Genomic DNA, 24,673 nt, shown 5'->3' with positions numbered 1-24,673 from the left:
TCAGGCCACGCCTGAATCGACCCACCGGGAGGTGCTTAAGATGAACGACCAAGACCAGAACGACAGCCAGGAAATCGGCCCAGCAGGCGAAAAACTGCAAAAGGTGCTGGCGCGTATCGGCGTAGGCTCGCGCCGCGACGTCGAAGCCTGGATCACCCAGAAGCGCATCAAGGTCAACGGCGTTGAAGCCACCCTTGGCCAGCGCGTCGACCTGCACGATGCAATCACCATTGATGGCAAGGTCATCAAGCGTGAAGAGGCCGCCGAATCGGTGCGCCGCGTCATCATGTACAACAAGCCCGACGGCGAGATCTGCACCCGTGACGACCCGGAAGGCCGTCCGACCGTGTTCGACAAGATGCCCAAGCCTAAAGAAGGCCGCTGGATCAACATCGGCCGTCTGGACATCAACACCACCGGTTTGCTGATGTTCACCACCGACGGCGAGCTGGCCAACCGCCTGATGCACCCGTCCTACGAAATGGACCGTGAATACGCCGTGCGTGTACGCGGTGAAGTCGATGACGAGATGATCGAACGCTTGAAAGCCGGCGTCGTCCTTGAGGACGGCCCGGCCAAGTTCACCGACATCAAGCAGGCGCCAGGTGGCGAAGGTTTCAACCATTGGTACCACTGCGTGGTGATGGAAGGCCGTAACCGTGAAGTGCGTCGCCTGTGGGAATCCCAGGGCCTGGTGGTCAGCCGCCTGAAACGCGTGCGTTTCGGCCCGGTGTTCTTGAACTCCGACCTGCCGATGGGCCGCTGGCGCGAAATGAGCCAGTACGAAGTCGATATCCTCAGTGCTGAGGTCGGCCTGACGCCGGTTGCCATGCCGCAGATGAACGCCAAGAGCAAAGACAAGCTTGAGCGTATGCAGCGTAAATCGTCGCGTCCTGTGGCCCGTACCGAACGTGTTGCCCGCACCCTGCGCCCGGCGCTGAATGCACCGGCCACCGGCGGTCGCATCTCGCGTGAGCCGCACATCGAAGGCGAGCGTCGCCCAACCGCTCCGTCCCGCCAGGAAGGCGAGCGTGCCCCTCGCACCCCGCGTCCTGCGCGTGGCGGCGAAGCACCAAGCGGCGGCCGCGGCAACCGTGGTGAAGGCCGTGGTGCTCCGGCATCCGACCGCCCAGCCGACAGCGCCAGCACCAAGCGTCCAGCCAAGCCGGCAGCGAACAAGCGTCCTGGACCGAAACTGGTCGCGGACGAGCCGTCGGGCAAGCGCCGTGGCGCCCCGGCCGGTTCCGGCCAGCGTCCTGGTTTTGGTCGCAAGAAGCCGCAGTGATGTAAGGGCTGCACAAAAAAACGCCAACCCTCGGGTTGGCGTTTTTTTTGCTCTCAATTTGATCACCCAATCCAATGTGGGAGCTGGCTTGCCTGCGATGCAGGCACCTCGGTATTTCTGACAGACCGCAGTGATGCTATCGCAGGCAAGCCAGCTCCCACATTGGTCTTCAGCGCCCTAAAGCTGGCGCATGGCTAACCGGCGGCATCGCCAGCAAGCCGGCTGCTACACGGAGGCCGTGTGCTCAGAACGCAAACCTTCCATCAAACACCGGCTTGTCATCCAGCGCCAACACGCCGCTGGCAAAGATCAAATCCAGGTGATGGCTGCCTTTCTGCCCGCCGCCCAAGCCCAGGTGCAAGCCGCAATGGCGCTCCTCGAACCCGGCATTGCGCGCATACAAATCCTTGACCCCTTCATTGGTGCCAATCCCCAGCTCTTCCACGCGACGGTTGGACGGGTTGGCATTCAAGTACTTGTTGAAATCGTCCGCCAGGCCCGGCACATCACTGGCAACGCTGCAAATCGTCGAGTTCTCGATCCACAGCTCCAGCGGTGATTGCAGTACGCCGTATTTGCGCGCAAACGGGATGGTGCTGAGGAAGGTGCCGACAAACCGCACCTGGCCGTTGATGGCTTCGCTGTGCGTGGCGATCTCGCCCGGCGCCAGGTCATGGTTGCCGACGCCATTGATATTGGTCCACTTCTTGATGCTGCTCATCGGCGCTTCCAGGCGCGAGCCGTGTTTGTCGGTAAAGCTCAGCACGTTGGCCTGGGACATGCGCCGGATCAGCGTGGCATTGAGGTCGGCGATGCGTTGCGGCTCGACGCTGAAGGTGTCGTAGAAATAGTCGCCGTAATCCTTGAACAGCAGGGATTTCTTCCAGTGCTCGGCCATCACCCCCTGCAGGGCGCGGATAAAGTCCGGGCCTTCGGCGCGTGGGTTGGGCAGGGTCGAGGAATCGTAGAGAAACAGATACAGGTCAGAGGTTTCGATGGCCTGGGCCAGTGTGTCGCTGGCGGCCAGGTCCAGGCGCTGCAACTGGAAATTGAAGCGGGCGGCGCTGCCGTGGGTGATCGCCTGGGCAATGGGGTCATAGCGCTCGGTGTGGCCCAGCAGCACGGTTGGGCGGCTCAGGCCGTTGAGGGCCGGGTGATGCGCAAGGTAGTAGAGAAAATGTTCGACGGCGCGGGCCTTGTCCATGACGTATGTCCTTCTGTGCCTGGGGTAAGGGGGCAGGTGCCGTGCACAACACCTGCCGGTTGCCTGCCGGGTGTTAGAAAGGCCACATCGCGGTGCCAAAAGGCACAACGGCATCAGCTTGCATCATTTCAACGGCGGCCTCATGGGTCGGCGCTTCAAACCAATCGTCGAGTTGCAGTTCGGTTTCCAGGTCTTTTTCCAGTGCTTGCATGGTGTATCTCCTAGAGGACGTTGTTTGAGAACGGCTTGCCAACGGGCTTCGCTGGCAAGTGAAAGAACCTAGGAGAGTGTGTTTCAGAATGCAAAATATTTATTGACACGGTCTCATTTGGATTTTTTCTTCTGTTTTTTCGCGGTGGTTTTTTATTTAGAAAAAACAACGGACTGGCGAAGCTAATTTGTAGGATTTTTCATACTGACATTTTTCCGTTTTCTGACGGATCAAGCGCGCCTGTAACGCTTATTTTCCGGGCTGTAACGATTAATTTACGCTAAAGGCGCGCCGTCATTGAGCGACCCGGCGCTGTAAGGAATGCCTGACAGATTGTCACAGGCGCTCCCCAGTGGCGGCCCGAAGCTGTCGAGCGGTGTACAATGCGCCGCGTTTTACTGTGACTCCCTTGCGTACCTACGCAAAAGGCCAAGACCTCAGGGTTTATCCACCCTGATCACTCCGCCTGGCCACGAGCCGGACGGGTTCGATTTCGTCACAGATAAAAACAAACAGGTGACGCATGACCGTTAGAAAGACGCTGTACTCCTGGTGCCTGCGCTGGGGTTTGAGCGGCGCTGCTTGAGTCGAGATTCAAGGCAGCAACGTGCATTCAACATCATCAAACCTTGCGTGAGACCCTTTTCATGAGTGGACCCCATTCCTCTTCAGGCGAGCTGAAACGCGGCCTGAAAAATCGGCATATCCAGTTGATCGCCCTCGGTGGCGCCATCGGCACCGGCCTGTTCCTGGGCTCGGCCGGGGTGCTTAAATCAGCCGGGCCGTCGATGATCCTGGGCTATGCCATCTGCGGCTTCATCGCCTTCATGATCATGCGCCAGCTCGGCGAAATGATCGTCGAAGAGCCGGTCGCCGGTTCCTTCAGCCACTTTGCCCATAAGTACTGGGGCGGTTTTGCCGGCTTCCTGTCGGGCTGGAACTGCTGGATTCTGTACATTCTGGTGGGCATGTCGGAGCTGACGGCGGTTGGCAAATACGTGCACTACTGGTGGCCGGAGATCCCGACCTGGGTCTCGGCGGCAGCGTTCTTCGTGCTGATCAATATGATCAACCTGGCCAACGTCAAAGTCTTTGGTGAGGCCGAGTTCTGGTTTGCCATCATCAAGGTGGTGGCCATCGTCGGCATGATCGCCCTGGGCAGCTACCTGCTGGTCAGCGGCAGTGGCGGGCCGCAAGCCTCGGTGAGCAACCTGTGGGACCACGGCGGTTTCTTTCCGCATGGCGTCAGCGGTTTGGTGATGGCCATGGCGATCATCATGTTCTCGTTCGGCGGCCTGGAAATGCTCGGTTTTACCGCGGCCGAAGCCGACCAGCCGCGCACCGTGATCCCCAAAGCGATCAATCAGGTGATCTACCGCATCCTGATTTTCTACATCGGCGCACTCGTCGTGCTGTTGTCGCTGACGCCGTGGGACAGCCTGCTGGCAACCCTCAACGCGTCCGGCGATGCCTACAGCGGCAGCCCGTTCGTGCAGGTGTTTTCGATGCTGGGCAGCAACACTGCCGCGCACATCCTCAACTTCGTGGTGCTGACCGCGGCGCTGTCGGTGTACAACAGCGGCACCTACTGCAACAGCCGCATGCTGCTGGGCATGGCTGAGCAGGGCGATGCGCCCAAAGCCTTGGCGAAGATCGACAAGCGTGGCGTACCGGTGCGTTCGATCCTCGCGTCGGCGGCGGTCACCCTGGTGGCGGTGCTGATGAACTACCTGATCCCGCAACACGCGCTCGAGCTGTTGATGTCGCTGGTCGTGGCCACGCTGGTGATCAACTGGGCGATGATCAGCTTCTCGCACGTGAAATTCCGCCAGCACATGGACCGCACCGGCCAGGTGCCGCTGTTCAAAGCGCTGTGGTACCCGTACGGCAACTACATTTGCCTGGCGTTCGTGGCGTTTATCCTGGTGATCATGCTGATGATTCCGGGCATTCAGGTCTCGGTGTATGCGATTCCGGTATGGGTGGCGTTCATGGGGCTGTGCTACTGGATCAAGAACAAGCGTAGCGCTGAAGCGGCGTTGACCACGGCGAGTGCGGCGTTGAAGTAAGCCGTCTTGCCTCAACAGAAAACCCGGCGCCTTGCCGGGTTTTTTGTCGGTGCCGACAGGGTAGACTCGCGCCTTCTTTTTCATCGGCCCTGCCCGGAGGCTTCATGCAGCACATCGATATCGACGGCGGCAGCTTGCAGCGCGATGAGGTGCAAGACCTGATCGACCAACACCGCGGGCCGTTGCGCTTGATGGGCGTCGATTTGAGCGGGGCAGACCTGTCGCGGAGGGTGCTGGAGCATTGGGTGTTCGAGCGCTGCACACTGGCGCAAACGTCCTTTCTCGGTGCGCGCCTGGAAGGCACGCAATGGAAAAGTTGCCGGGCCGGGCACGCCGTATTCGAGGCGGCCAACCTGCTCGAGGCACAATTCATCAGCTGCGACCTGAACAACACCCGTTGGCAGCGCAGCAAGTTGTCCCAAGCCCATTTCACGCAGTGCAAACTGACCGGCGCCAACTTCACCCATTGCGCGTCCCTGGGGTTGGGCTTCAGCGAGACCTTGCTCAACAGTGCGTTCTTGTCCGGCCTGTCGTTTGCCCGAACCGTGCTCAATAATCTGGATTTTTCCGACAGCGACTTGTCGGATGCAGACTTTCGCAAGGCCGAACTTGTCGACTGCAGCCTCGCTCACGCCCGCATCAACGGTGCCAATTTTGCCGGCGCTGACTTGCGGGGCGCGGATTTGAGCGGCTTTCGCCTCAATGATGCCAAACTGTTCAAAGGCGCCGTGATTTCCAAAGCCCAGGCGTCGATGTTGTTATCCGAGTTGGGCTTGTCCGTTGCCTAAGGTTTTTGAGTGATGCTGGTAATTTCCAACAACGTGCACCTGCCCGATGCCGAGATCGAGCTGACCGCCATTCGCGCCCAGGGCGCCGGTGGGCAGAACGTCAACAAGGTATCGAGTGCGGTGCACCTGCGGTTTGATATTCCGGCATCGTCGTTGCCGGACTTTTACAAGGAACGGCTGCTGGCGCTGCGCGACAGCCGTATCACCAGTGAAGGCGTGCTGGTGCTCAAGGCCCAGCAATACCGGACCCAGGAACAGAATCGCGCGGATGCGCTGGAACGCCTGGTGGAGTTGATCCTCAGCGCCACCAAGGTCGAGAAGAAGCGCCGCCCGACCAAGCCCACCCTGGGCTCGAAAAAGCGCCGCCTGGAATCCAAGACCAAGCGCGGCAGCATCAAGGCCGGGCGCGGTAAGGTCGACTTTTAAGCGTCGCGCGCCTCACGGGCCTTGGGCGCTTGCCGGTACAGGTACAGGCTCAGCAGCAAGCCACCGGCGGCGGCGAGCGCAGCGAACAGGAAGATTGAGGCAAAGCCGAACCCCGCCGCCACCGCACCTGCCAGCGGGCCGGTGATGCCCAACGACAAGTCGATAAACAGCGAATAAGCCCCCACCGCCGAGCCCCGGCTGGAGGCCGGCACCAGGTTGACCGCCTCCACCCCCAGCGCCGGAAACACCAGGGAAAAGCCGAACCCGCTCAACGCCGCACCGGCCAGGGCGAGGTGGGCGTCGGGCGCCAGCCACAGCAACAGCAACCCGAGGATTTCCACGGACAGGCAGGCAATCGCCACGCGAAAGCCGCCGATGCGGTTGATCAAATTGCCGAACAGCAGGCGCGCGCCGATGAAGCTGGCGCCGAACAGGCTCAATGCCCACACGGCGTTGTCCCAGTGCTGGGTGGTGTAATACAGGGTAATAAAGGTGGCGATGGTGCCAAAGCCGATCGAGCCCAGGGCCAACGCGCAGCCGTGGGGCAGCACGCGGCCCAGCACATTCATGAACGGCAGGCGCACCCCGGCCACAATCGGCGCCGCGACTTTGTTCCAGGCCAGAAACACGCCGAGCACCGCCAGCAGAATGATGCTGACGCCCATGCTCCACAATCCGAAATGGCTGACCAGCACCACCCCAAGTGGTGCGCCGATGGCCAGTGCGCCGTAACTGGCGATGCCGTTCCATGAAATGACTTTGGCGGTGTTGGCCGCGCCGACCCGGCCAATGCCCCAGCCGATGGCGCCTGAACCCACCAGGCTTTCGGCGCTGCCGAGCACCAGTCGGCCGATGAGCAGGCTGATCAGGCTGACGGCCGGCAGGCTGGAAAACCACGCGGCCAGCAACATGAACACGCCACTCAGGCCGCAGCCCGCCAGGCCGATCAACACCGCGCGCTTGCTGCCCAGGTTGTCGATGATTTTGCCGGCATACGGGCGGCTCAGCAGCGTGGCCAGGTACTGCACGCTGATCACCAGGCCGGCAATCACCGCGCCGTAGCCCAGTTCACTGTGGACATAGCTCGGCAACACGGCCAGGGGAATGCCGATATTGAGGTAACCGATAAAGGTGAACAGCACGATGGAAACGACTTGCAGCGTGACCGCCATGGGGCGCTGGGTATCTGGCATGGGAGAGGTCCACTGTCGCAGCAGGTAAAGATAGGCTGCTAATGATACCGGCGCTTACGCCTCGCGGGGCGGCAAAACGTAAAAACTTCAGATTACCGACAGATCAGGGTTTGGCCGGCGCCAGCATTTGCGTGGTCACTAGGGCGGCCAGGGCGTTTTCCTGGGTGCCGAAGCGCTTGAGCAGGAGCGCCTGTTTTTCAGGGCTGAGGCGGTTCCACACGTCGATCATTTGCAGGGCTGCGTCGAGTACAGCGGCGTCGGGGGTGTCGGGGAGGGTATCAGTCATGGCGGGCATCTCGGGGTGATTCAGGCAGTGTGGAAAGCGCTCAAAGGTGCGCTTTCCACACGGTCTGGTACGGCGTCAGTCCTGGCTTTTGCTGTCGACTGGTTGTGCTTCTTTGGTCTCAGGCCGGTTGTCGCTGGCCTGCTGCGGTGTTGGCTGCTCTGTTGGGTGCAGGCTTGGGAAGGGGAGATTAGGTATCTCGTGCATCGTCGTCGCTCCTCGCAAGGTCTGTTTATCAATCGCAGTGTGATTGCGCGCTCTCAAAAAGCCTTGGCAGGATACAGCACTGAAAATGACAAAAAGAATTTTATGTCGACCTATGTACGAATTTTCATTGTTTAAGCAAGTGACAAGAGGTCACACCTTCAAGGACGCCCCCTTAAAGGGCGCCCTGTTCAAAAAAGCGTCCTGTTTAAAAAGGGACCTTGCCCAAGATCATGTCGCGGTACATCACAAAGTCGCCCAAGAGGCTGTAGAGCGGGTGTTGAAACGTCGCCGGGCGGTTCTTTTCGAAGAAGAAGTGGCCGATCCAGGCGAAGCTGTAACCGGCGATGGGCAAAGCCAGCAGCAGCCCCACCGAACCTTTGCCGATGGCGTACGCCAGGATGCCAATCACCAACGTGGTGCCGATGAAGTGCAAACGCCGGCATGTGCTGTTGCCGTGTTCACTCAGGTAGTAAGGATAGAACTCGGCGAAGCTATTGAATTGTTTGACGTTTTCCACGTTGGCCGGCCCTTGGGTGGTTGTACCGCCTAACAGATGTTCGGCGGGGAGCTTATTTGAGTCTAGAGTGATCAGTGGTAACAGCCAGTGACAATAGATGCCACTTTAGTATCCTTGGCTTCCTGGCTGCCGTTAAGCCTGCTTTTTTAAGAAGACGCCATGAGCGAACGAACAACTTCTGCAAGCTGGGCGATGGGGATAGTCAAGGCGTTGGAAATGGACGGCCTGGACTGCCGTGTGCTGTTCAAGCAATTGGGCCTGGACTACGCCGCCCTCAGTGACCCTGACGCGCGTTTTCCTCAGGACTCGATGACGCGGCTTTGGCAACGGGCGGTTGAGCTGTCGGGCAACCCGGCGATCGGCCTGAACATGGGCAAGGTTGTTCGCCCGGCGTCGTTTCATGTGGCCGGTTATGCGCTGATGTCCAGCAACACGTTGGCCGAGGGCTTTATGCGCCTGGTGCGTTATCAGCGCATCATCGCCGAAAGCGCCGACTTGAGCTTCCGACTCTTACCTGAAGGCTACGCGCTGATTCTGACAGTGCACGGCGACCACTTGCCACCGACCCGCCAGAGCGCCGAAGCCTCGCTGGCCAGTGCGTTGGCATTGTGCGGCTGGCTGACCGGCCGCACTTTGCAACCGCGCAAAGTGGTGCTGCAAGGCGATCAACCGGCGGACCTGACGCCTTACAAACAAGCCTTCCATGCGCCCCTGGAATTCAATGCACCTTATGACGCGCTGATTTTTGAGCAAGCCGACATGGACGCGCCGTTGCCCACGGCGAACGAAGCCATGGCGTTACTGCATGATCGGTTTGCCGGTGAATACCTCGCGCGTTTTTCCGAGAGCCGCGTGACCCACAAGGCGCGGCAAGTGCTGTGCCGTCTGCTGCCCCAGGGCGAACCCAAACGCGAAGTGGTCGCCCAGACCTTGCACCTGTCCCAGCGCACCTTGCAACGGCGCTTGCAGGAGGAGGGCACCAGTTTCCAGACATTGCTCGACGACACCCGCCGCGAACTCGCCGAGCAGTACCTGGCGCAGCCCAGCATGACCCTGCTGGAGATTGCCTACCTGTTGGGGTTTGCCGACCCGAGCAATTTTTTCCGCGCGTTCCGCCGTTGGTTCGATGCCACGCCCGGCGAGTACCGGGCGCGGTTGCTCGAAGCGTCGGCGGTCAGTGCCGCCAAAACGCCGGAATGCACAGAACAAAGACTGTAATGATCTCCAGTCGGCCCAGCAGCATGCCGAACGACAAGATCCACTTGGCCGCATCCGGCAGGCTGGCGAAGTTACCGGCCGGGCCGATGGTTTCGCCCAGGCCCGGGCCCACGCCGGAAACGGTGCTGGCCGCGCCAGTCAATGCGGTCATCCAGTCCAGCCCCAGCAGCGACAATGCCAGGGCAATGGCGCAGATGGTGATGGCGAAGAAGAACGAAAAGGTCAGAATCGAACGCACGATCTCTTCGTCGAGGCGGTGGCCGTTGTACTTCTGCTTGATCACCGCGCGCGGGTGAATCAGCTGGTTCAGGTTGGCCTTGAGCAGGATATAGGCAACCTGGAAGCGGAAGATCTTGATCCCGCCCGCCGTGGAGCCCGAGCAGCCGCCAACAAAGCCCAGGTAGAAGAACAGCATCAGTGAGAAGTTGCCCCAGATGCTGTAGTCCCCGAGTGCAAAACCGGTCGTCGTCACCACTGACGTGACGTTCACCGCCACATGGCGCAGCGCATCGAACCACGGCAGGTCGGTGGTCCACCAGTACCAGGTGCCCAGTACCAGCCAGGTCACCAGCAGCAACCCGAGCAAGCCTTGCACCTGTTGATCCTTGATCAGCGCCCGACGGTTGCCGCGCAAGGTGGCGACATACAGGGTGAACGGCAAGCTGCCGAGGATCATCACCACCACGGCGACCCAGTGCACCGCCGGTTGTTTCCAGTGCGCCAGGGATTCATCAGAGGTGGAAAACCCGCCGGTGGAAATGGCCGACATCGCGTGGTTGATCGCATCAAACAGCCCCATCCCGGCCCACCAGAACGCCAGGCTGCCGAGGATGGTGATGCCCACATACGCGGCCACAATCAGGCGCGCCACCATGTGCGAGCGCGGCATGACTTTTTCCGAGCGATCCGAGGACTCGGTCTGGAACAGGCGCATGCCACCAATGCGCAGCAGTGGCAGGATCGCCACCGCCATGCCGATAAAGCCGATGCCGCCGAGCCAGTGCAGCAGCGAGCGCCACATCAGGATGCCCGGTGACATGCTGTCCAGCCCGCTCAAGACGGTGGAGCCGGTGGCGGTAATGCCCGACATGCTTTCGAAGAAGGAGTCGGTGTAGCTGATGTGCTGGGTCAGTAAAAACGGCAGCGCGGCGAACACGCAGACCACCAGCCAACTGCTGACGGTCAGCAGGTACATGTCTCGGGGGCGCAGGTGCACGTGTTCGGGGCGGCCAGGAATGACCAGCGCCAGGCCAGCGAGAAAGGTGATCAGGCTGGCCCACAGGAACGAGGGCAGGTCGCTGGTGCGTTCGAAAATCACCAGGGTGGCCATCGGGATGACCATGGCGATCGCGAGGGTGATCAGGAAGATGCCGATGATGAAACCGATGATGCGTAAGGTCGGCAACGCCATGAAGAAAGCTCGGGTGTTGGGAGAGTGGCGCCATTCTACCCGCGGTGCAGGGCTTGTAAACCGGGGCTTGGGAGCGACGTCGATCAAATGTGGGGTTTGTGGTGGTCATCGGGCTCCACTAGGCGGACATAAAAAAGGCGACCCGAAGGTCGCCTCATTCAACGCGGCGCGGATCAGAACTCGTGATCAGCGTTATCCGGGTTCAAGTCGCTGATACCCAGCTTGCCCGCCGCGGCCTCTATCGAACCGGTCTGCTTGACCAGCGCGGCGATGGCGTCACGCACGATCTGGTTGCCCGCGTCGTTACCTGCCGCGATCAGTTGGTCGTAGTGCTCGCCCTTGTTGGCGTGGTCAACCATGACCTGGATCTTCGCTTCGGTCGACGCCAGGTCAGCCTTGAGCGCGGTGTCGGCGGCCGGATCAGCTTTGGCCACCAGGGACGACAAGCTCGGCCCCGTCATCTTGGTGCCGTCAGTGCGGGTGTACTCGCCCAGGTAAACGTTACGAATACCCTTGGCGTCGTAGAAATGCGAGTTGTGGGTGTTGTCGCTGAAGCAGTCTTGCTCGTCTTCCGGCGAGTTGGCTTCCAGGGACACCTTCATGCGCTCACCGGCCAGCTCGCCGAGGGACAGGCTGCCCATGCCGAACAACATTTTGCGCAGGCCGTCGGTGGCCGGTTCGGCCTCCAGGGTGGCGCGGTAGTTGTCTTCGACGTTGGGTTTCCAGTTGCCGACCATTTCTTCCAGGTCGCTGACCAGCAGCTGAGTCACCGCGCGCAGGTAGGTGCGACGACGCTCGTTGTTGCCGCCGGTGGCACCGTCACCGGTCATGTAGTCCGACGCAGGGCGGTTGCCCGCGCCTGGGCCGGTGCCGTTGAGGTCCTGGCCCCACAGCAGGAATTCGATGGCGTGGTAGCCGGTGGCGACGTTGGCCTCGGAACCGCCCAGCTCATTGAGGCTGGCGAGTTTTTCCGGGGTGATTTCTTTCACGTCGACCTTGTCTTCGCCCACCTGGATCTCGGTGTTGGCGATGATGTTGGCGTTGGCGCCTGGGTTACCCAGGGCGTGCTCGTAGGATTTGTCGACGTAGTCGATCAGGCCTTCGTCCAGCGGCCAGGCGTTAACTTGGCCTTCCCAGTCGTCGATGATGGTGTTGCCGAAGCGGAACACTTCACTCTGCAGGTACGGTACGCGCGCGGCGATCCAGGCGGTACGGGCCGCTTTGAGGGTGTCGTCGTTCGGGTTGGCGAGGAAGGTGTCGATTGCGGTTTGCAGGGTTTTTGCGGTGGATTCGGCATCGCTGTACACCGCGAACACCATGTCAGCGTAGTGCGCGACCACGGCCTTGGCGGCCGCTTCGTCGACCTGGCCTGCCGGGGTGGCAGCCGCTGGAGCGGTGGTGCTGGCAGCCGGGGTCGGCGCTTGGGGCGCGGCGGCCTTGTCTTTACCTTCGCCGCAACCGGCGAGAGAAATGGCAATGGCCAGCAGACTGGCGGTGGCCAGGGGCATACGAATCATGGCGAACATCCTGCTTCGGTTGTTGATGGGGCGCGCGGGGAGCGCAAAAACTGCGACATAATGCGAAAGATTTGCATTTTGTGTAAAGGTTTATACGAGGGAAATATTTAGTATTGTTTTCAGCGTTCAGAGAATCGCCGCGTTGTCGCGCTCGGACTGTTTCAGATACGCCGCCAACTCCCGGGCCGGCAGCGGTTTGCTGTAGTGGTAGCCCTGGCCCTCGTGGCAGCCCTCGGAAATGATGTAGGCCTCCTGCTCGGCGGTTTCCACGCCTTCGGCGATCACCTGCATGCCCAGGCTTTTGCCCAGTTGGATAATGGCGCGCACGATGGTTGCGTCGTCGTCGTCATCGAGCAGGTCCTGGACGAAGCTCTTGTCGATCTTGATCTTGTCCAGCGGCAGGCTTTTGAGGTAGCTGAGGGACGAATAGCCGGTGCCGAAGTCATCAATCGCGATCAGCGCCCCGGAACGGCGCAGGCTCAGCAAGTGCTGGGCGGCGGTGCTGATGTCTTCCATCAGGCCGGTCTCGGTCACTTCCAGTTCAAGGCTGCGCGGCGGCAGGCGGTAAATCTGCATGAGGTTGTTGACCACCCGCGGCAGCTCGGTGTGGTGCAACTGCACGGTGGACAGGTTGACCGCCATGCGCAGGGTGGTGAAGCCCAGGTCATGCCATTCGCGCAATTGCCGGCAGGCCTGGTCGAGTACCCATTCGCCAATTGGAATAATGGTGCCGTTCTGTTCGGCCAACGGGATGAACAAATCGGGCGGCACCAGGCCGTGTTCCGGATGCTGCCAGCGGATCAAGGCTTCCACGCCCACCACGCGGTGGTCGCGGTAGCTGATCTGCGGTTGGTAGACCAGGTGAAACTGGTCGCGGCTGAGGGCGTCGCGCAGGTCTTTTTCCAGCTCGCGGCGCCGGCGCATTTCACTGTCGACGCTGGCGATATAGAACTGATAGCGGTTGCGCGAGCGGCTCTTGGCCAGGGTCATGGTCTGTTCCGCTTTTTGCAGCAGCTTCTCGGTGCTGTCGCCGTCTTCCGGGAACAACGTGATGCCGATGGTCGCGCGCAGGCGAATCTGCTCATGCTCGAGGGCAAATTCGGCTTCCAGGTCATCCAGGATGCTTTGCGCCAGTTCGGCGGCTTCGTAAGGCTGGTCGATATCCGCCTGGACCAGCGCGAACTGATCGCCGCCCAGCCGGGCCAGGGCGCCGAGGCGGCCACTGTGGGCGCGCAAGCGATCGGCCAGGGCCAGCAGCAGTTTGTCGCCGGCCTGATAAGTGAACTGTTCGTTGACGCTTTTGAAGTCATCCAGGCCTACGCACAACACCGCAACGCGGCGCTGTCGGCGGCCGGCGTCGATCAGGATCTTGTCCAGTTGCTCCTGCAGTTTCTGGCGATTGGGCAGGCCGGTGAGGAAGTCGTACTGGGCCATGCGCAGCAGGCTCGATTCTGCCTCGTGCCGCAGGTGAGTATTGCGTTCGATGGATTCGAGCAACTCGTTGGCGGTGTTGATCCACAGCCCCAGCTCGTTGCGTTCGTGGCCCTTGATTTGGGGGATCTTGTGTTCGCTGGGCCGGTCTGGGTTGATCGACGTCAGGTGCTCGATAATCCGTGACAACGGCTTGGTCAGCAGCCAGTGATAAACCAGGTACAACACCAGCCCCATAGCCAGCGCGCGCAGTACGCCGGAAATAAAGATGATCACCGAGCTGACCAGAAAACCTTTGCCATAGGTGGCCGTGTCCAGGGTGATGCTCAGGTCACCGTAATACTCGCTGTAGGGGCCTTTGCCGACCAATGAGGTGGTGAAGGTGCGCTCCTGGCCAAGAATCAGGTCGGTCAGCCAGCGGGTGGGCGATTGCTGTAATGCGCGGCTTTTCTCCGCGAGCATGGTTTCGTTGGGATGGCCGATGGAGGCCATGCGCACGGCATCGTCCTGAAACAGGCCTTCGATTACCTGCATGCCCATCTCGCGGTCCAGGCTGTAGACGGCCTGTGTCGAGGGGTCGCGAAACATGTCGAGGATGCGCTGGGCATCGCCGGCTACGGCCTGGCGCGTCTTGTAGGCATCGAAAACGATCTGCGCCACGCTCAGCGCCACGCCCACGATCAATGCCGACAGCAGCACCACCCGTAGCAACTTCACCGACAAGCTGTTTTTGAGTTCCAGCTTCAAAGGGGCATTCCTTGTTCCATGCGGGTGGCCTCAATATGCCATGAGTATTGGCAATCTCGTGATGGCAGTCAAAGGAACATTAGGGCATCGGCAGGTTTGACAAGGAACTTGAGAGGGGCGCCGGGGCGAGGCGGACATGGATCCGCCTGCCTTGAGCAATTCCCGTGGGCGCAGCGGATGCGCTGGGAACTGACGCTTTTTTACGCGACGTTGATGTTGACGGTGCTGTTGGTGGATTCGTTGTTCGAAAAATTCACACGTTCCTTGTTGTGCATGTCTTCATGCGCAATCTTGTTTTGATCACCTTCACCTTGCTTGTTGCCAGATTGCGACTGAGCCATTTGACCGGCCGCTTTGGCGAGCTCGGTCACAGCTTTGAGGCCCTCTTGGGCCAAACCGGCAACCATAGGGAGCATGGATGTTATTGCGCCGATGGTCATAGTAATTTCTCCGACAGGTACGAGAGGCGAATTCCTCACACTGTCTACGTGGCAAGATCCGCGCACCGAGTTCCAGCCACCAGAGCACAATTCACTGCCCATAAAAAAGCCCGGCACGATGGCCGGGCTCTCTTTACCGCAAGCGTTGCTTAGGCAGTGAAGGTCTTGCCTTCGAACTGCTCAGCCACGAACTTCCAGTTGACCAGGTTCCAGAACGCTTCCACATACTTTGGACGCACGTTGCGGTAGTCGATGTAGTAAGCGTGTTCCCAGACGTCGCAGGTCAGCAGCGGGGTGTCGCCGCTGGTCAGCGGGTTGCCGGCGCCGATGGTGCTGGCCAGGGCCAGGGAACCGTCAGCCTTTTTCACCAGCCAGCCCCAACCGGAACCGAAGGTGCCGACGGACGTCTTGGTGAACTCTTCTTTGAACTTGTCGAACGAACCGAAAGCGGCGTTGATAGCCTCAGCCAGTGCGCCGGTAGGTTGGCCGCCGGCGTTTGGCGCCAGGCAGTTCCAGTAGAAAGTGTGGTTCCAGACCTGAGCGGCGTTGTTGAAGATGCCGCCTGAAGAAGACTTGACGATTTCTTCCAGGGTCTTGCCTTCGAACTCGGTGCCTGGCACCAGGTTGTTCAGGTTCACGACATAGGTGTTGTGGTGCTTGTCGTGGTGGTATTCCAAGGTTTCCTTGGAAATGTGCGGCTGCAGGGCATCGTGTGCGTAGGGCAGCGGCGGCAATTCGAAAGCCATGATGATTCTCCTAATCAGGTCAGTTGCGGTGAGCGCAAGGCCGATCACGGGCGGCCAAACAAGCGCCGGGGAGTTTGTACTCTTTGCGGCGCAGGGTCCGGATCATAGCACCGGGGGTGCGGCAAAACCACGCAACAACTGTGTGGGATAGAGGTTCCAGAGCGTTTTGGAATATTCATCAAGCACTGATCAATTGATACGCCACGCTGAACATCATCGCCGCCACCAGAAAGTCCAACAGCCGCCACGTAGCGGGGCGCGCGAGCCAGGGTGCCAGCCACGCAGCGCCCAATGCCAGTGTGGCAAACCACAGGAATGACGCGCTGGCGGCACCGGCTACATAGGCGCCGGGTTCAGTTTGTTGAGCGCCCAATGAGCCAATCAACAGTACGGTGTCCAGATACACGTGCGGGTTGAGCAGGGTCACCGCCAGGGCGCTGAGCAACACCGCGCGCAGCGAACGCACCTTGAGGTTTTCGCCCTGTTCCAGACTTTGCCTGGAACACGCTCGGCGCAGCGCCAGGGTGCCGTACCACAGCAGGAATGCCGCGCCACCCCAGCGGGCGATTGCCAGCAGCAGCGGGTTCTGCGCCAGCACCGTAGCCAGGCCGAATACCCCGGCAGCTACAAGTATTGCATCGCACACGATGCACAGCGCGGCCACCGGCAGGTGGTGTTCACGGCGCAGGCTTTGCGCCAGCACAAACGCATTCTGGGTGCCGATCGCCATGATCAGGCCGAGGGCCACCAGCAGCCCGTTCACATAGCTTTGCCACATAAGGGTTACTCCGCGTTTGCTGCCAATTGGCGCAATACATCCATGGCCCGCTCAGCATCGCTGCGGCCGACAAACAGGTGGTCGTGGTAGTAACCGGCGATCACGTTGCAGCTGATGCCGGCTTGGCCCAGCGCGCTGGCAAAGGCCGCGGTTAAACCCACGGCTTCCAGGGCGGAGTGCACGTTCAAGGTGATCCACGCAGCGACATAGTCAAACGCCAGCCCTGCGTGCTCTGCCTGTTGGCGCTCTAGAATCAGCGTCAGCCCTTCCTGTTCGCGAAAGCTGCCGATCACGTCGCACCCCTGCGGCACGCGCTGATCGGGCAGGGTGCAGAACACATAATCGCCGTCATTGAGGTGCGGGCTCATGCTGCGCAGCAGGGTTGCCAGGGCGGTTTCACCGGCCATGTGAGAATTCCTTGATAGAGAGAGAAGCAATGCTGGTCATTCTCACGGGCTACGCTGTATAAGAAAAACCAATATTGCTGATCGCTCATTAGAGAAACTGATGTTCGACTATAAATTGCTGTCCGCATTGGCCGCGGTGGTGGAACAGGCCGGCTTTGAACGCGGCGCCCAGGTGCTGGGGCTTTCGCAGTCGGCGATCTCTCAACGCATCAAGTTGCTTGAGGCGCGCATCGGTCAGCCGGTGTTGGTGCGGGCCTCGCCGCCGACGCCCACCGACATCGGCCGGCGCCTGCTCAACCACGTGCAACAGGTGCGCTTGCTGGAGCGCGACCTTCAAAGCCAGGTGCCGGTGCTGGACGAGGAGGGCATGCCCGAGCGTTTGCGCATCGCGCTGAATGCCGACAGCCTTGCCACCTGGTGGGCTGAGGCCGTCAGCGACTTTTGCGCCGAGCAGCATTTGCTGCTGGACCTGGTGGTGGAAGACCAGACCGTTGGCCTCAAGCGCATGCGCGCCGGTGAAGTGGCGGCCTGTATTTGCGCCAGCGAGCGCCCCGTGGCTGGGGCGCGCAGCCTGTTGCTCGGCGCCATGCGTTATCGCGCGTTGGCCAGCCCCGCGTTTATTGCCCGGCATTTCCCTGACGGTGTGCGCGCCGACCAGTTGGCGCGAACACCGGCGCTGGTGTTCGGTCCGGATGATTTCCTGCAACACCGTTACCTGGCGTCCCTGGGGGTAGATGGCGGTTTCGAACACCATTTATGCCCGTCGTCCGAAGGCTTTATCCGTTTGACCGAAGCCGGCCTGGGCTGGGGGCTGGTGCCCGAATTACAGGTGCGCGACCAACTGCAAACCGGCGTATTGGTCGAGTTGTTGCCAGATAAGCCCATTGACGTGCCGTTGTACTGGCATCATTGGCGCAGTGGCGGGCAACTGTTGGGCTTGTTGACCGACCATTTGGCCCAGGCATGTGGCCAATGGTTGGTGCCCTATCAGCAGTAACAAGCGTCAAGCTGCAAGCTGCAAGAGAAAAGCTTGCGGATCGTTTTTAACTTGTGGCTTGAAGCTTGACGCTGGCAGCTGCATCCGTAGGAGGCTACATGAAGATTCTGGTCACCGGCGCAAGCGGCTTCATCGGCGGGCGCTTCGCGCGGTTCGCTCTGGAGCAAGGCCTGGACGTGCGGGTCAACGGGCGGCGCGCCGAAGGTGTGGAACACCTGATACGGCGCGGTGCCGAGTTTATCCAGGGTGATTTGAATGATGCCGACCTTGTGCGCGATCTGTGCCGAGACGTCGAAGCCGTGGTGCATTGCGCCGGTGCCGTCGGGCTGTGGGGCAAGTATCAGGACTTCCATCAAGGCAATGTGCTGGTCACTGAAAACGTCGTCGAAGCCTGCCTCAAGCAGCGCGTCGGCCGGCTGGTGCACCTGTCGTCGCCGTCGATCTACTTCGACGGGCGTGATCACCTGGGGCTGACCGAAGAGCAAGTGCCAAAGCGCTTCAAGCACCCGTATGCCGCTACCAAATACCTGGCGGAACAGAAGGTGTTCGGCGCCCAGGAGTTCGGCCTGGAAGTGCTGGCCTTGCGCCCGCGCTTTGTCACGGGCGCCGGTGACATGAGCATTTTTCCGCGCCTGTTGAAAATGCAGCGCAAGAACCGCCTGGCCATCGTCGGCGATGGCCTGAACAAGGTCGATTTCACCAGCGTGCACAACCTCAACGAAGCGTTGCTCAGCAGTTTGCTGGCGACCGGCTCGGCGCTGGGCAAGGCTTACAACATCAGCAACGGCGCGCCTGTGCCGGTGTGGGACGTGGTCAACTACGTGATGCGCCAGATGGACATGCCCCAGGTCACGCGTTATCGGTCTTACGGCTTGTCCTACAGCGTGGCGGCGTTGAACGAGGCATTCTGCGCGATGTGGCCGGGGCGTCCGGAGCCAGCATTGTCGCGCCTGGGCATGCAGGTGATGAACAAAGATTTCACCCTCGACATCAGCCGCGCGAGGCATTATCTCGACTACGAGCCCAAGGTCAGCCTGTGGACCGCCCTCGACGAATTCTGCAGTTGGTGGAAAGCTCAGGATCCGGGGCTCAAGTAAGTTCACAAGCGGCAATACATCGGGAACCGAATGTGCGGTTCCGGGTCGATCAGTGCGGCGCGAACGCGGTTTATACTGCCGTCGCTCGGCTTTTCAGGTAGCCATCTCACCGATTCAGGGTTGATTCATGCGTAACGATGCTAAAGACGATTTCGACAACGTTCCCAGCCTGCGGGCAGACATCGGGGACGATGATGATTTCGAGCCGACACCTGCTACCTCCGTGCGCTCGCGCAATACGCCGGTGGTCAAGGTCAAGAGCGCCACGACCGGCCCGTTGTGGGCACTGGTGGGCGCGCTGCTGATCGCCTTTGCGGGCCTTGCCTGGTGGAGCTTTCAGCAGATCTCCCTGATGGGTCAGCAATTGGTTGCCACGCAAGAAAGCTTTGCGCGCATCAGCGAAGAAGCGGCGGGGCGTTTGCAGGACATATCCGGCAAGGTGGTCGCCAGCGAAGCCAACGTGAACAACGGCAGCGAAGCGCTCAAGTTGCAAATCAAGCAGCTGGAAGCGCAGTTGCAGGAGCAAGGCAAGCAGCAGGTCGGCGTCGCCGGCCAGGCGAGCGAGCTGGACCAGCGCCTGGCGCAAATGACCGCCAGCACGACCGACCTGGCCAATGCGAATGCCAAGTTACAGGGCCAGGTGCAGGCGTTGACCGACGCGGTGGCAACGCTCAAGGCGGCGCAAGGCGAAATCAAGGACCTGTCTGCCGACGTGGCTGCCCTGAAAAAACAGGGCAACCCGAGCGCGGCGATTGCGCGCCTGGAGCAGGACCTGGTGGTACTCAAAAGCGCTCAGGAAAACCAGCCCGCCAACAGCGATGCGCCGACCAATAAAGAGTTCGACGTGTTCCGCATCCAGACCACGCGCAACATCACCACGTTGCAGAGCCAGGTGCAGAACCTGCAGCAACAGCTCAACGAGCCGGCGAAAGTCAGGCCTCTAGGAGGGCAGTGATAGTCGGTGTGAGCCGGTTTTAACTGTGGGAGCTGGCTTGACTGCGATAGCGGTCTGTCAGCTCATGCTTTGTAACTGACCCACCGCTGTCGCAGGCAAGCCAGCTCCCACAATCAGATGGGGGCCAGAGTTGGGCGCAGGGCTCGTGCCTGAATTGTCACTGGCTGGTGACATTTCCAGCCCCCTTCGTTACTTGCCCTCATCGCACCCTTGTTTAGACTCCGGTCATCCCATAAAAAATAATAAGGGCTACCCATGACCATGCAACCACTGCCTGCCAGTAGTTGGCTGAACGCACCTGCCCATCACAGCTGGCTCGCCACCGAAGGCCAGCGCCTGCTGGCATTCGCCAAGGCCTCGCGCCTGCCTGACGGTTTTGGCAACCTCGATGATCAAGGCCAATTGCCGGCCGACGCCCACGCCGAAACCATGAACACCGCCCGCATGACCCACAGTTTTGCCATGGCCCACGCCATGGGCCTGCCCGGTTATGCCGACCTGGTGGCGCACGGCGTCGCGGCCCTGAGTGGCCCATTGCGTGATAGTGAGCACGGCGGTTGGTTCGCCGCGGCCCACGCCGTCGATGGCAACCGTGGCAAGGCCGCTTACCTGCATGCTTTCGTTGCCCTCGCCGCGAGTTCGGCGGTGGCAGTGGGCGCGCCCGGTGCTCAGAATCTGTTGAACGACGCCGTGCACATCATCGACCAGTTTTTCTGGAGCGAGGAGGAGGGTGCCATGCTCGAGTCCTTTGCCCAGGACTGGACCGGTGTGGAGGCTTATCGCGGCGCCAACAGCAACATGCACGCTACCGAAGCGTTTCTGGCGCTGGCCGATGTCACTGCAGACACGTGCTGGCTGGACCGCGCACTGCGTATTGTCGAGCGTGTTATTCACACCTGCGCCGCCGGCAACCAGTTCATGGTCATCGAGCATTTCGACGCCCGGTGGCAACCGCTGCTGGGCTACAACGAAGACAATCCCGCCGATGGTTTTCGCCCTTATGGCATCACCCCCGGGCACGGTTTTGAGTGGGCGCGGCTGCTGCTGCACCTGGAGGCGGCCCGCCTGCAAGCCGGGCTGACGACCCCGGACTGGCTGGTCACCGATGCCAAGGGCTTGTTCGCCAGTGCCTGCGAATACGCCTGGGCCGTGGACGGTGCGCCGGGCATTGTCTACACGCTCGATTGGAACCACCGCCCGGTGGTGCGCGAGCGCCTGCACTGGACCCATGCCGAAGCCAGCGCCGCTGCCCAAGCGCTGCTCAAACGCACCGCAGAGCTGCATTACGAAACCTGGTATCGGCGGTTTTGGGAGTTTTGCGAAAACCACTTTATCGACCGTGTCCATGGCAGCTGGCACCACGAGCTGAGCCCGCACAACCAGCCCAGCAGCAAGATCTGGGGCGGCAAGCCAGACCTTTATCACGCCTGGCAAGCGGTGGTGCTGCCTGCGCTACCCTTGTCACCCAGCATGACCAGCGCTTTGGCACAGGGTTGCTATGTCACCAAATGGTGACATTTGTACGTCCCTTTGTTACCTGCGCCTTGAAAATCCCTGTTTAAACTCCGTGCAGCGCAAGCTCTAGACTTGCATGCATAACAACAAGAAAAGGTACTCAGATGAACGCGATTAATCGCCTCGCCGTAGCTATTTCCATTGCCTCGTTGTTTCCCCTCAGTGCATTTGCCGCCGACTCGAAAGGGACGGTTGAAGTTGTGCATTGGTGGACCTCGGGCGGTGAAAAAGCGGCTGTAGATGTCCTGAAGGCCCAAGTTGAGAAAGACGGCTTCACCTGGAAAGACGGTGCTGTCGCAGGCGGCGGTGGTGCCACGGCCATGACCGTGCTGAAAAGCCGCGCAGTTGCTGGCAACCCGCCCGGCGTTGCCCAGATCAAAGGCCCCGACATCCAGGAATGGGCGTCCACTGGCTTGCTCGACACCGACGTGCTCAAAGACGTCGCCAAAGAAGAAAAGTGGGACTCCCTGCTCGACAAGAAAGTCTCCGATACCGTGAAGTACGAAGGTAACTACGTTGCCGTACCGGTCAACATCCACCGCGTCAACTGGCTGTGGATCAACCCGGAAGTCTTCAAGAAAGCCGGTATCACCAAGAACCCGACCACCCTCGAAGAATTCTACGCAGCCGGCGACAAGCTCAAAGCCGCGGGCTTCATTCCGCTCGCCCACGGTGGCCAGCCTTGGCAGGACAGCACCGTGTTCGAAGCGGTCGTACTGTCGGTGATGGGTGCCGACGGCTACAAGAAAGCCCTGGTTGACCTGGACAACGGGGCGCTGACCGGTCCTGAAATGGTCAAGGCTCTGACTGAGCTGAAGAAAGTCGCGACCTACATGGACGTCGACGGCAAAGGCCAGGACTGGAACCTGGAAGCAGGGAAAGTCATCAACGGCAAGGCCGGCATGCAGATCATGGGTGACTGGGCCAAGTCCGAGTGGACCGCCGCCAAGAAAGTCGCCGGTAAGGATTACGAGTGCGTAGCCTTCCCGGGCACCGACAAAGCCTTCACCTACAACATCGACTCCCTGGCGGTGTTCAAGCAGAAAGACAAAGGCACTGCTGCCGGTCAGCAGGACATCGCCAAAGTCGTGCTGGGTGAAAACTTCCAGAAAGTCTTCAGCATCAACAAGGGCTCGATCCCTGTGCGCACCGACATGCTCAACGAAATGGACAAGCTCGGTTTCGACTCCTGCGCCCAGACCGCTGCCAAAGACTTTCTGGCTGACGCCAAGACGGGCGGCCTGCAGCCAAGCATGGCGCACAACATGGCCACCACCCTGGCCGTGCAAGGTGCGTTCTTTGATGTCGTGACCAACTACATCAACGACCCGAAAGCCGACCCGGCCGACACCGCCAAGAAACTCGGCGCTGCGATCAAGTCTGCGAAGTAACGGTTAGCACGGCTGATCCTTGTGAGGGGAAACCCCCTGACCCCTCACAAGGTTTGTTCCTGTAGTCCTTTTTCCCTGTACTGGATTTTCCCATGAGTTCTGTTGCTGTGTTCAGCAAGGCCTCGCCGTTCGATGCACTGCAGCGCTGGCTCCCTAAACTGGTGCTGGCGCCCAGCATGTTCATCGTGCTGGTGGGCTTTTATGGCTACATCCTGTGGACGTTCGTGCTGTCGTTCACCACATCCACCTTCCTGCCGAGTTACAAATGGGCCGGCCTTGCGCAATACGCGCGGTTGTTCGACAACGACCGCTGGTGGGTAGCGAGCAAGAACCTGGCGGTTTTTGGCGGGATGTTTATCGGTATCACCCTGGTGATTGGCGTGACCCTGGCGATTTTCCTCGACCAGAAAATCCGCCGCGAAGGTTTTATCCGCACCATTTACCTGTACCCGATGGCGCTCTCGATGATCGTCACCGGTACCGCCTGGAAATGGCTGCTCAACCCGGGCATGGGCCTGGACAAACTTCTGCGTGACTGGGGCTGGGAAGGCTTCCGTCTCGACTGGCTGATCGACCCCGACCGCGTCGTGTACTGCCTGGTGATTGCCGCCGTGTGGCAAGCCTCCGGTTTCATCATGGCGATGTTCCTCGCCGGCCTGCGTGGGGTTGATCAGTCGATCATCCGTGCCGCGCAGATCGACGGCGCGAGCCTGCCGCGCATCTACTGGAGCGTGGTGCTGCCCAGCCTGCGTCCGGTGTTCTTCAGTGCGGTAATGATCCTGGCGCACATTGCCATCAAGAGCTTCGACCTGGTCGCGGCAATGACCGCCGGCGGCCCGGGCTACTCCTCCGACCTGCCTGCGATGTTCATGTACTCGTTCACCTTCAGTCGTGGCCAGATGGGCATGGGCTCGGCCAGTGCAATCCTGATGCTCGGCGCGATCCTCGCGATCATCGTGCCTTACCTGTACTCCGAGCTGAGGACCAAGCGTAATGACTAGTCTCGCTTCCAAACCGACCATCAGCCTGAGTCGCGTCGCGATCTACGCGGTGCTGATCCTCGCGGTGCTGCTGTACCTGGTGCCGCTGGTGGTGATGCTGCTGACCAGCTTCAAAACCCCGGAAGACATCAGCACCGGCAACCTGCTGAGCTGGCCGACCGTGGTCACCGGCATCGGCTGGGTCAAGGCCTGGGCCACTGTAGATGGCTACTTCTGGAACTCGATCAAGATCACCGTTCCGGCCGTACTCATCTCCACCGCCATCGGCGCGTTGAATGGCTATGTGCTGTCGTTCTGGCGCTTCAAAGGCTCGCAGTTGTTCTTCGGCCTGCTGTTGTTCGGCTGCTTCCTGCCGTTCCAGACCGTACTGCTGCCGGCCTCGTTCACCCTCGGCAAAATGGGCCTGGCCAGCACCACCACCGGCCTGGTGTTTGTGCACGTGGTCTACGGGTTGGCGTTTACTACACTGTTCTTTCGTAACTACTACGTGAGCATTCCGGATGCGCTGATCAAGGCGGCACGATTGGACGGTGCGGGTTTTTTCACCATCTTCCGTCAGATCATTCTGCCGATGTCGACGCCGATCATCATGGTCTGCCTGATCTGGCAGTTCACCCAGATCTGGAACGACTTCCTGTTCGGTGTGGTGTTCTCCAGCGGCGACTCGCAGCCCATCACGGTGGCGCTGAACAACCTGGTCAACACCAGCACCGGGGCCAAGGAATATAACGTGGATATGGCGGCGGCGATGATCGCCGGGCTGCCGACCCTGCTGGTCTATGTGATCGCAGGCAAGTATTTCGTGCGCGGCCTCACGGCCGGCGCGGTCAAGGGGTAAT

General features: G+C 60.5%; 24 protein-coding genes. 12 read left to right on the top strand and 12 right to left on the bottom strand.

Annotated features, from left to right (window positions below; all coding sequences use genetic code 11):
- The first annotated feature begins 40 nt into the window (after positions 1-40).
- Complete coding sequence (gene rluB / locus ACP7B3_RS08805; RefSeq protein ID WP_145159548.1) at positions 41-1,285, top strand: 23S rRNA pseudouridine(2605) synthase RluB; 1,245 nt, start codon at positions 41-43, stop codon at positions 1,283-1,285.
- A 244-nt stretch (positions 1,286-1,529) separates the two neighbouring features.
- On the opposite strand, the gene ACP7B3_RS08800 is transcribed toward rluB, so the two are convergent.
- Positions 1,530-2,489, bottom strand: coding sequence for a leucyl aminopeptidase (locus ACP7B3_RS08800; RefSeq protein ID WP_426178635.1), 960 nt, complete (start codon positions 2,487-2,489; stop codon positions 1,530-1,532).
- 73 nt (positions 2,490-2,562) lie between these two features.
- Positions 2,563-2,700 carry a hypothetical protein gene (locus ACP7B3_RS08795; RefSeq protein WP_003237751.1) on the bottom strand — a complete coding sequence of 46 codons (138 nt, stop codon included), beginning with the start codon at positions 2,698-2,700 and terminating at the stop codon, positions 2,563-2,565.
- A gap of 647 nt (positions 2,701-3,347) precedes the next feature.
- Here ACP7B3_RS08795 and ACP7B3_RS08790 point away from each other — a divergent pair.
- The 3 genes from ACP7B3_RS08790 (at position 3,348) to arfB (ending at position 5,983) form a co-directional block, all read left to right on the top strand.
- Entirely contained in the window at positions 3,348-4,769 is a 1,422-nt protein-coding gene (locus tag ACP7B3_RS08790) for an amino acid permease (protein WP_370003882.1), read from the top strand.
- Positions 4,770-4,873: 104 nt separating this feature from the next.
- On the top strand, positions 4,874-5,557 hold the full coding sequence (locus ACP7B3_RS08785) for a pentapeptide repeat-containing protein (RefSeq protein ID WP_404484571.1): 684 nt from the start codon (positions 4,874-4,876) through the stop codon (positions 5,555-5,557).
- Positions 5,558-5,569: 12 nt separating this feature from the next.
- Positions 5,570-5,983, top strand: a complete 414-nt coding sequence (arfB, locus tag ACP7B3_RS08780; protein WP_034109044.1) for an alternative ribosome rescue aminoacyl-tRNA hydrolase ArfB — start codon at positions 5,570-5,572, stop codon at positions 5,981-5,983.
- Here the strand turns inward: arfB and ACP7B3_RS08775 are convergent.
- The 3 genes from ACP7B3_RS08775 to ACP7B3_RS08765 all read right to left on the bottom strand — a co-directional run bounded on the left by ACP7B3_RS08775 (position 5,980) and on the right by ACP7B3_RS08765 (position 8,183).
- The gene (locus ACP7B3_RS08775) at positions 5,980-7,176 is read right to left on the bottom strand and encodes an MFS transporter (protein WP_426178634.1); all 1,197 of its coding nucleotides are present in this window, start codon (positions 7,174-7,176) and stop codon (positions 5,980-5,982) included. The genes arfB and ACP7B3_RS08775 overlap by 4 nt on opposite strands.
- Positions 7,177-7,279: 103 nt before the next feature.
- A complete protein-coding gene (locus ACP7B3_RS08770) occupies positions 7,280-7,462 on the bottom strand; it encodes a hypothetical protein (protein WP_242196357.1) in 183 nt (60 codons plus the stop codon).
- A gap of 409 nt (positions 7,463-7,871) precedes the next feature.
- Positions 7,872-8,183, bottom strand: a complete 312-nt coding sequence (locus ACP7B3_RS08765) for a DUF962 domain-containing protein (protein ID WP_124418341.1) — start codon at positions 8,181-8,183, stop codon at positions 7,872-7,874.
- Between the two features lie 159 nt (positions 8,184-8,342).
- Here ACP7B3_RS08765 and ACP7B3_RS08760 point away from each other — a divergent pair, with 159 nt between their 5' ends.
- Complete coding sequence (locus ACP7B3_RS08760) at positions 8,343-9,401, top strand: AraC family transcriptional regulator (RefSeq protein WP_370003873.1); 1,059 nt, start codon at positions 8,343-8,345, stop codon at positions 9,399-9,401.
- Here the strand turns inward: ACP7B3_RS08760 and ACP7B3_RS08755 are convergent.
- From ACP7B3_RS08755 to ACP7B3_RS08725, 7 genes are all read right to left on the bottom strand, one after another.
- Positions 9,358-10,812: a TrkH family potassium uptake protein gene (locus ACP7B3_RS08755; RefSeq protein WP_106578429.1), complete on the bottom strand. Its 1,455-nt coding sequence runs from the start codon at positions 10,810-10,812 to the stop codon at positions 9,358-9,360. The genes ACP7B3_RS08760 and ACP7B3_RS08755 overlap by 44 nt on opposite strands.
- 173 nt (positions 10,813-10,985) lie before the next feature.
- Positions 10,986-12,329, bottom strand: a complete 1,344-nt coding sequence (locus ACP7B3_RS08750; protein WP_145159538.1) for an imelysin family protein — start codon at positions 12,327-12,329, stop codon at positions 10,986-10,988.
- 126 nt (positions 12,330-12,455) lie between these two features.
- On the bottom strand, positions 12,456-14,507 hold the full coding sequence (locus tag ACP7B3_RS08745) for a putative bifunctional diguanylate cyclase/phosphodiesterase (protein WP_145159537.1): 2,052 nt from the start codon (positions 14,505-14,507) through the stop codon (positions 12,456-12,458).
- A 200-nt stretch (positions 14,508-14,707) separates the two neighbouring features.
- On the bottom strand, positions 14,708-14,947 hold the full coding sequence (locus ACP7B3_RS08740; RefSeq protein WP_145159536.1) for a hypothetical protein: 240 nt from the start codon (positions 14,945-14,947) through the stop codon (positions 14,708-14,710).
- 149 nt (positions 14,948-15,096) lie between these two features.
- Positions 15,097-15,693, bottom strand: coding sequence for a superoxide dismutase (locus tag ACP7B3_RS08735; RefSeq protein WP_003212997.1), 597 nt, complete (start codon positions 15,691-15,693; stop codon positions 15,097-15,099).
- A 178-nt stretch (positions 15,694-15,871) separates the two neighbouring features.
- Positions 15,872-16,471, bottom strand: a complete 600-nt coding sequence (locus ACP7B3_RS08730; RefSeq protein ID WP_145159534.1) for a LysE/ArgO family amino acid transporter — start codon at positions 16,469-16,471, stop codon at positions 15,872-15,874.
- A gap of 5 nt (positions 16,472-16,476) precedes the next feature.
- Positions 16,477-16,878, bottom strand: a complete 402-nt coding sequence (locus tag ACP7B3_RS08725) for an ACT domain-containing protein (RefSeq protein WP_145159532.1) — start codon at positions 16,876-16,878, stop codon at positions 16,477-16,479.
- A 100-nt stretch (positions 16,879-16,978) separates the two neighbouring features.
- Here ACP7B3_RS08725 and ACP7B3_RS08720 point away from each other — a divergent pair, with 100 nt between their 5' ends.
- The 7 genes from ACP7B3_RS08720 (at position 16,979) to ACP7B3_RS08690 (ending at position 24,672) form a co-directional block, all read left to right on the top strand.
- Positions 16,979-17,875 carry a LysR family transcriptional regulator ArgP gene (locus ACP7B3_RS08720; protein WP_426178633.1) on the top strand — a complete coding sequence of 299 codons (897 nt, stop codon included), beginning with the start codon at positions 16,979-16,981 and terminating at the stop codon, positions 17,873-17,875.
- Positions 17,876-17,973: 98 nt separating this feature from the next.
- Positions 17,974-18,972 (top strand): NAD-dependent epimerase/dehydratase family protein, encoded by a 999-nt coding sequence (locus ACP7B3_RS08715; protein WP_262210408.1) that lies wholly within the window; start codon positions 17,974-17,976, stop codon positions 18,970-18,972.
- 127 nt (positions 18,973-19,099) lie between these two features.
- The gene (locus tag ACP7B3_RS08710) at positions 19,100-19,927 is read left to right on the top strand and encodes an ATPase (protein WP_124418339.1); all 828 of its coding nucleotides are present in this window, start codon (positions 19,100-19,102) and stop codon (positions 19,925-19,927) included.
- 255 nt (positions 19,928-20,182) lie between these two features.
- A complete protein-coding gene (locus tag ACP7B3_RS08705) occupies positions 20,183-21,442 on the top strand; it encodes an AGE family epimerase/isomerase (protein ID WP_426178632.1) in 1,260 nt (419 codons plus the stop codon).
- A gap of 104 nt (positions 21,443-21,546) precedes the next feature.
- Positions 21,547-22,833: an ABC transporter substrate-binding protein gene (locus ACP7B3_RS08700; protein WP_106578439.1), complete on the top strand. Its 1,287-nt coding sequence runs from the start codon at positions 21,547-21,549 to the stop codon at positions 22,831-22,833.
- 92 nt (positions 22,834-22,925) lie between these two features.
- Positions 22,926-23,834 (top strand): carbohydrate ABC transporter permease, encoded by a 909-nt coding sequence (locus tag ACP7B3_RS08695; protein WP_053257700.1) that lies wholly within the window; start codon positions 22,926-22,928, stop codon positions 23,832-23,834.
- The gene (locus tag ACP7B3_RS08690) at positions 23,827-24,672 is read left to right on the top strand and encodes a carbohydrate ABC transporter permease (RefSeq protein ID WP_106578440.1); all 846 of its coding nucleotides are present in this window, start codon (positions 23,827-23,829) and stop codon (positions 24,670-24,672) included. The genes ACP7B3_RS08695 and ACP7B3_RS08690 overlap by 8 nt, the downstream gene beginning before the upstream one ends.
- Position 24,673: the final 1 nt, after the last annotated feature.

The organism is Pseudomonas sp. TWRC1-2 (assembly GCF_049896685.1).
Classification (GTDB): Bacteria; Pseudomonadota; Gammaproteobacteria; order Pseudomonadales; family Pseudomonadaceae; genus Aquipseudomonas.
This window is presented reverse-complemented; position numbering and strand designations above follow the sequence as displayed.

What these genes read in the sequence shown, in the direction of transcription:
- rluB (WP_145159548.1), top strand. Translation starts at nt 41, where the DNA reads ATGAACGACCAAGACCAGAACGACAGCCAGGAAATCGGCCCAGCAGGC.
- ACP7B3_RS08800 (WP_426178635.1), bottom strand. Translation starts at nt 2,489, where the DNA reads ATGGACAAGGCCCGCGCCGTCGAACATTTTCTCTACTACCTTGCGCAT.
- ACP7B3_RS08795 (WP_003237751.1), bottom strand. Translation starts at nt 2,700, where the DNA reads ATGCAAGCACTGGAAAAAGACCTGGAAACCGAACTGCAACTCGACGAT.
- ACP7B3_RS08790 (WP_370003882.1), top strand. Translation starts at nt 3,348, where the DNA reads ATGAGTGGACCCCATTCCTCTTCAGGCGAGCTGAAACGCGGCCTGAAA.
- ACP7B3_RS08785 (WP_404484571.1), top strand. Translation starts at nt 4,874, where the DNA reads ATGCAGCACATCGATATCGACGGCGGCAGCTTGCAGCGCGATGAGGTG.
- arfB (WP_034109044.1), top strand. Translation starts at nt 5,570, where the DNA reads ATGCTGGTAATTTCCAACAACGTGCACCTGCCCGATGCCGAGATCGAG.
- ACP7B3_RS08775 (WP_426178634.1), bottom strand. Translation starts at nt 7,176, where the DNA reads ATGCCAGATACCCAGCGCCCCATGGCGGTCACGCTGCAAGTCGTTTCC.
- ACP7B3_RS08770 (WP_242196357.1), bottom strand. Translation starts at nt 7,462, where the DNA reads ATGACTGATACCCTCCCCGACACCCCCGACGCCGCTGTACTCGACGCA.
- ACP7B3_RS08760 (WP_370003873.1), top strand. Translation starts at nt 8,343, where the DNA reads ATGAGCGAACGAACAACTTCTGCAAGCTGGGCGATGGGGATAGTCAAG.
- ACP7B3_RS08755 (WP_106578429.1), bottom strand. Translation starts at nt 10,812, where the DNA reads ATGGCGTTGCCGACCTTACGCATCATCGGTTTCATCATCGGCATCTTC.
- ACP7B3_RS08750 (WP_145159538.1), bottom strand. Translation starts at nt 12,329, where the DNA reads ATGATTCGTATGCCCCTGGCCACCGCCAGTCTGCTGGCCATTGCCATT.
- ACP7B3_RS08740 (WP_145159536.1), bottom strand. Translation starts at nt 14,947, where the DNA reads ATGACCATCGGCGCAATAACATCCATGCTCCCTATGGTTGCCGGTTTG.
- ACP7B3_RS08735 (WP_003212997.1), bottom strand. Translation starts at nt 15,693, where the DNA reads ATGGCTTTCGAATTGCCGCCGCTGCCCTACGCACACGATGCCCTGCAG.
- ACP7B3_RS08730 (WP_145159534.1), bottom strand. Translation starts at nt 16,471, where the DNA reads ATGTGGCAAAGCTATGTGAACGGGCTGCTGGTGGCCCTCGGCCTGATC.
- ACP7B3_RS08725 (WP_145159532.1), bottom strand. Translation starts at nt 16,878, where the DNA reads ATGGCCGGTGAAACCGCCCTGGCAACCCTGCTGCGCAGCATGAGCCCG.
- ACP7B3_RS08720 (WP_426178633.1), top strand. Translation starts at nt 16,979, where the DNA reads ATGTTCGACTATAAATTGCTGTCCGCATTGGCCGCGGTGGTGGAACAG.
- ACP7B3_RS08715 (WP_262210408.1), top strand. Translation starts at nt 17,974, where the DNA reads ATGAAGATTCTGGTCACCGGCGCAAGCGGCTTCATCGGCGGGCGCTTC.
- ACP7B3_RS08710 (WP_124418339.1), top strand. Translation starts at nt 19,100, where the DNA reads ATGCGTAACGATGCTAAAGACGATTTCGACAACGTTCCCAGCCTGCGG.
- ACP7B3_RS08705 (WP_426178632.1), top strand. Translation starts at nt 20,183, where the DNA reads ATGACCATGCAACCACTGCCTGCCAGTAGTTGGCTGAACGCACCTGCC.
- ACP7B3_RS08700 (WP_106578439.1), top strand. Translation starts at nt 21,547, where the DNA reads ATGAACGCGATTAATCGCCTCGCCGTAGCTATTTCCATTGCCTCGTTG.
- ACP7B3_RS08695 (WP_053257700.1), top strand. Translation starts at nt 22,926, where the DNA reads ATGAGTTCTGTTGCTGTGTTCAGCAAGGCCTCGCCGTTCGATGCACTG.
- ACP7B3_RS08690 (WP_106578440.1), top strand. Translation starts at nt 23,827, where the DNA reads ATGACTAGTCTCGCTTCCAAACCGACCATCAGCCTGAGTCGCGTCGCG.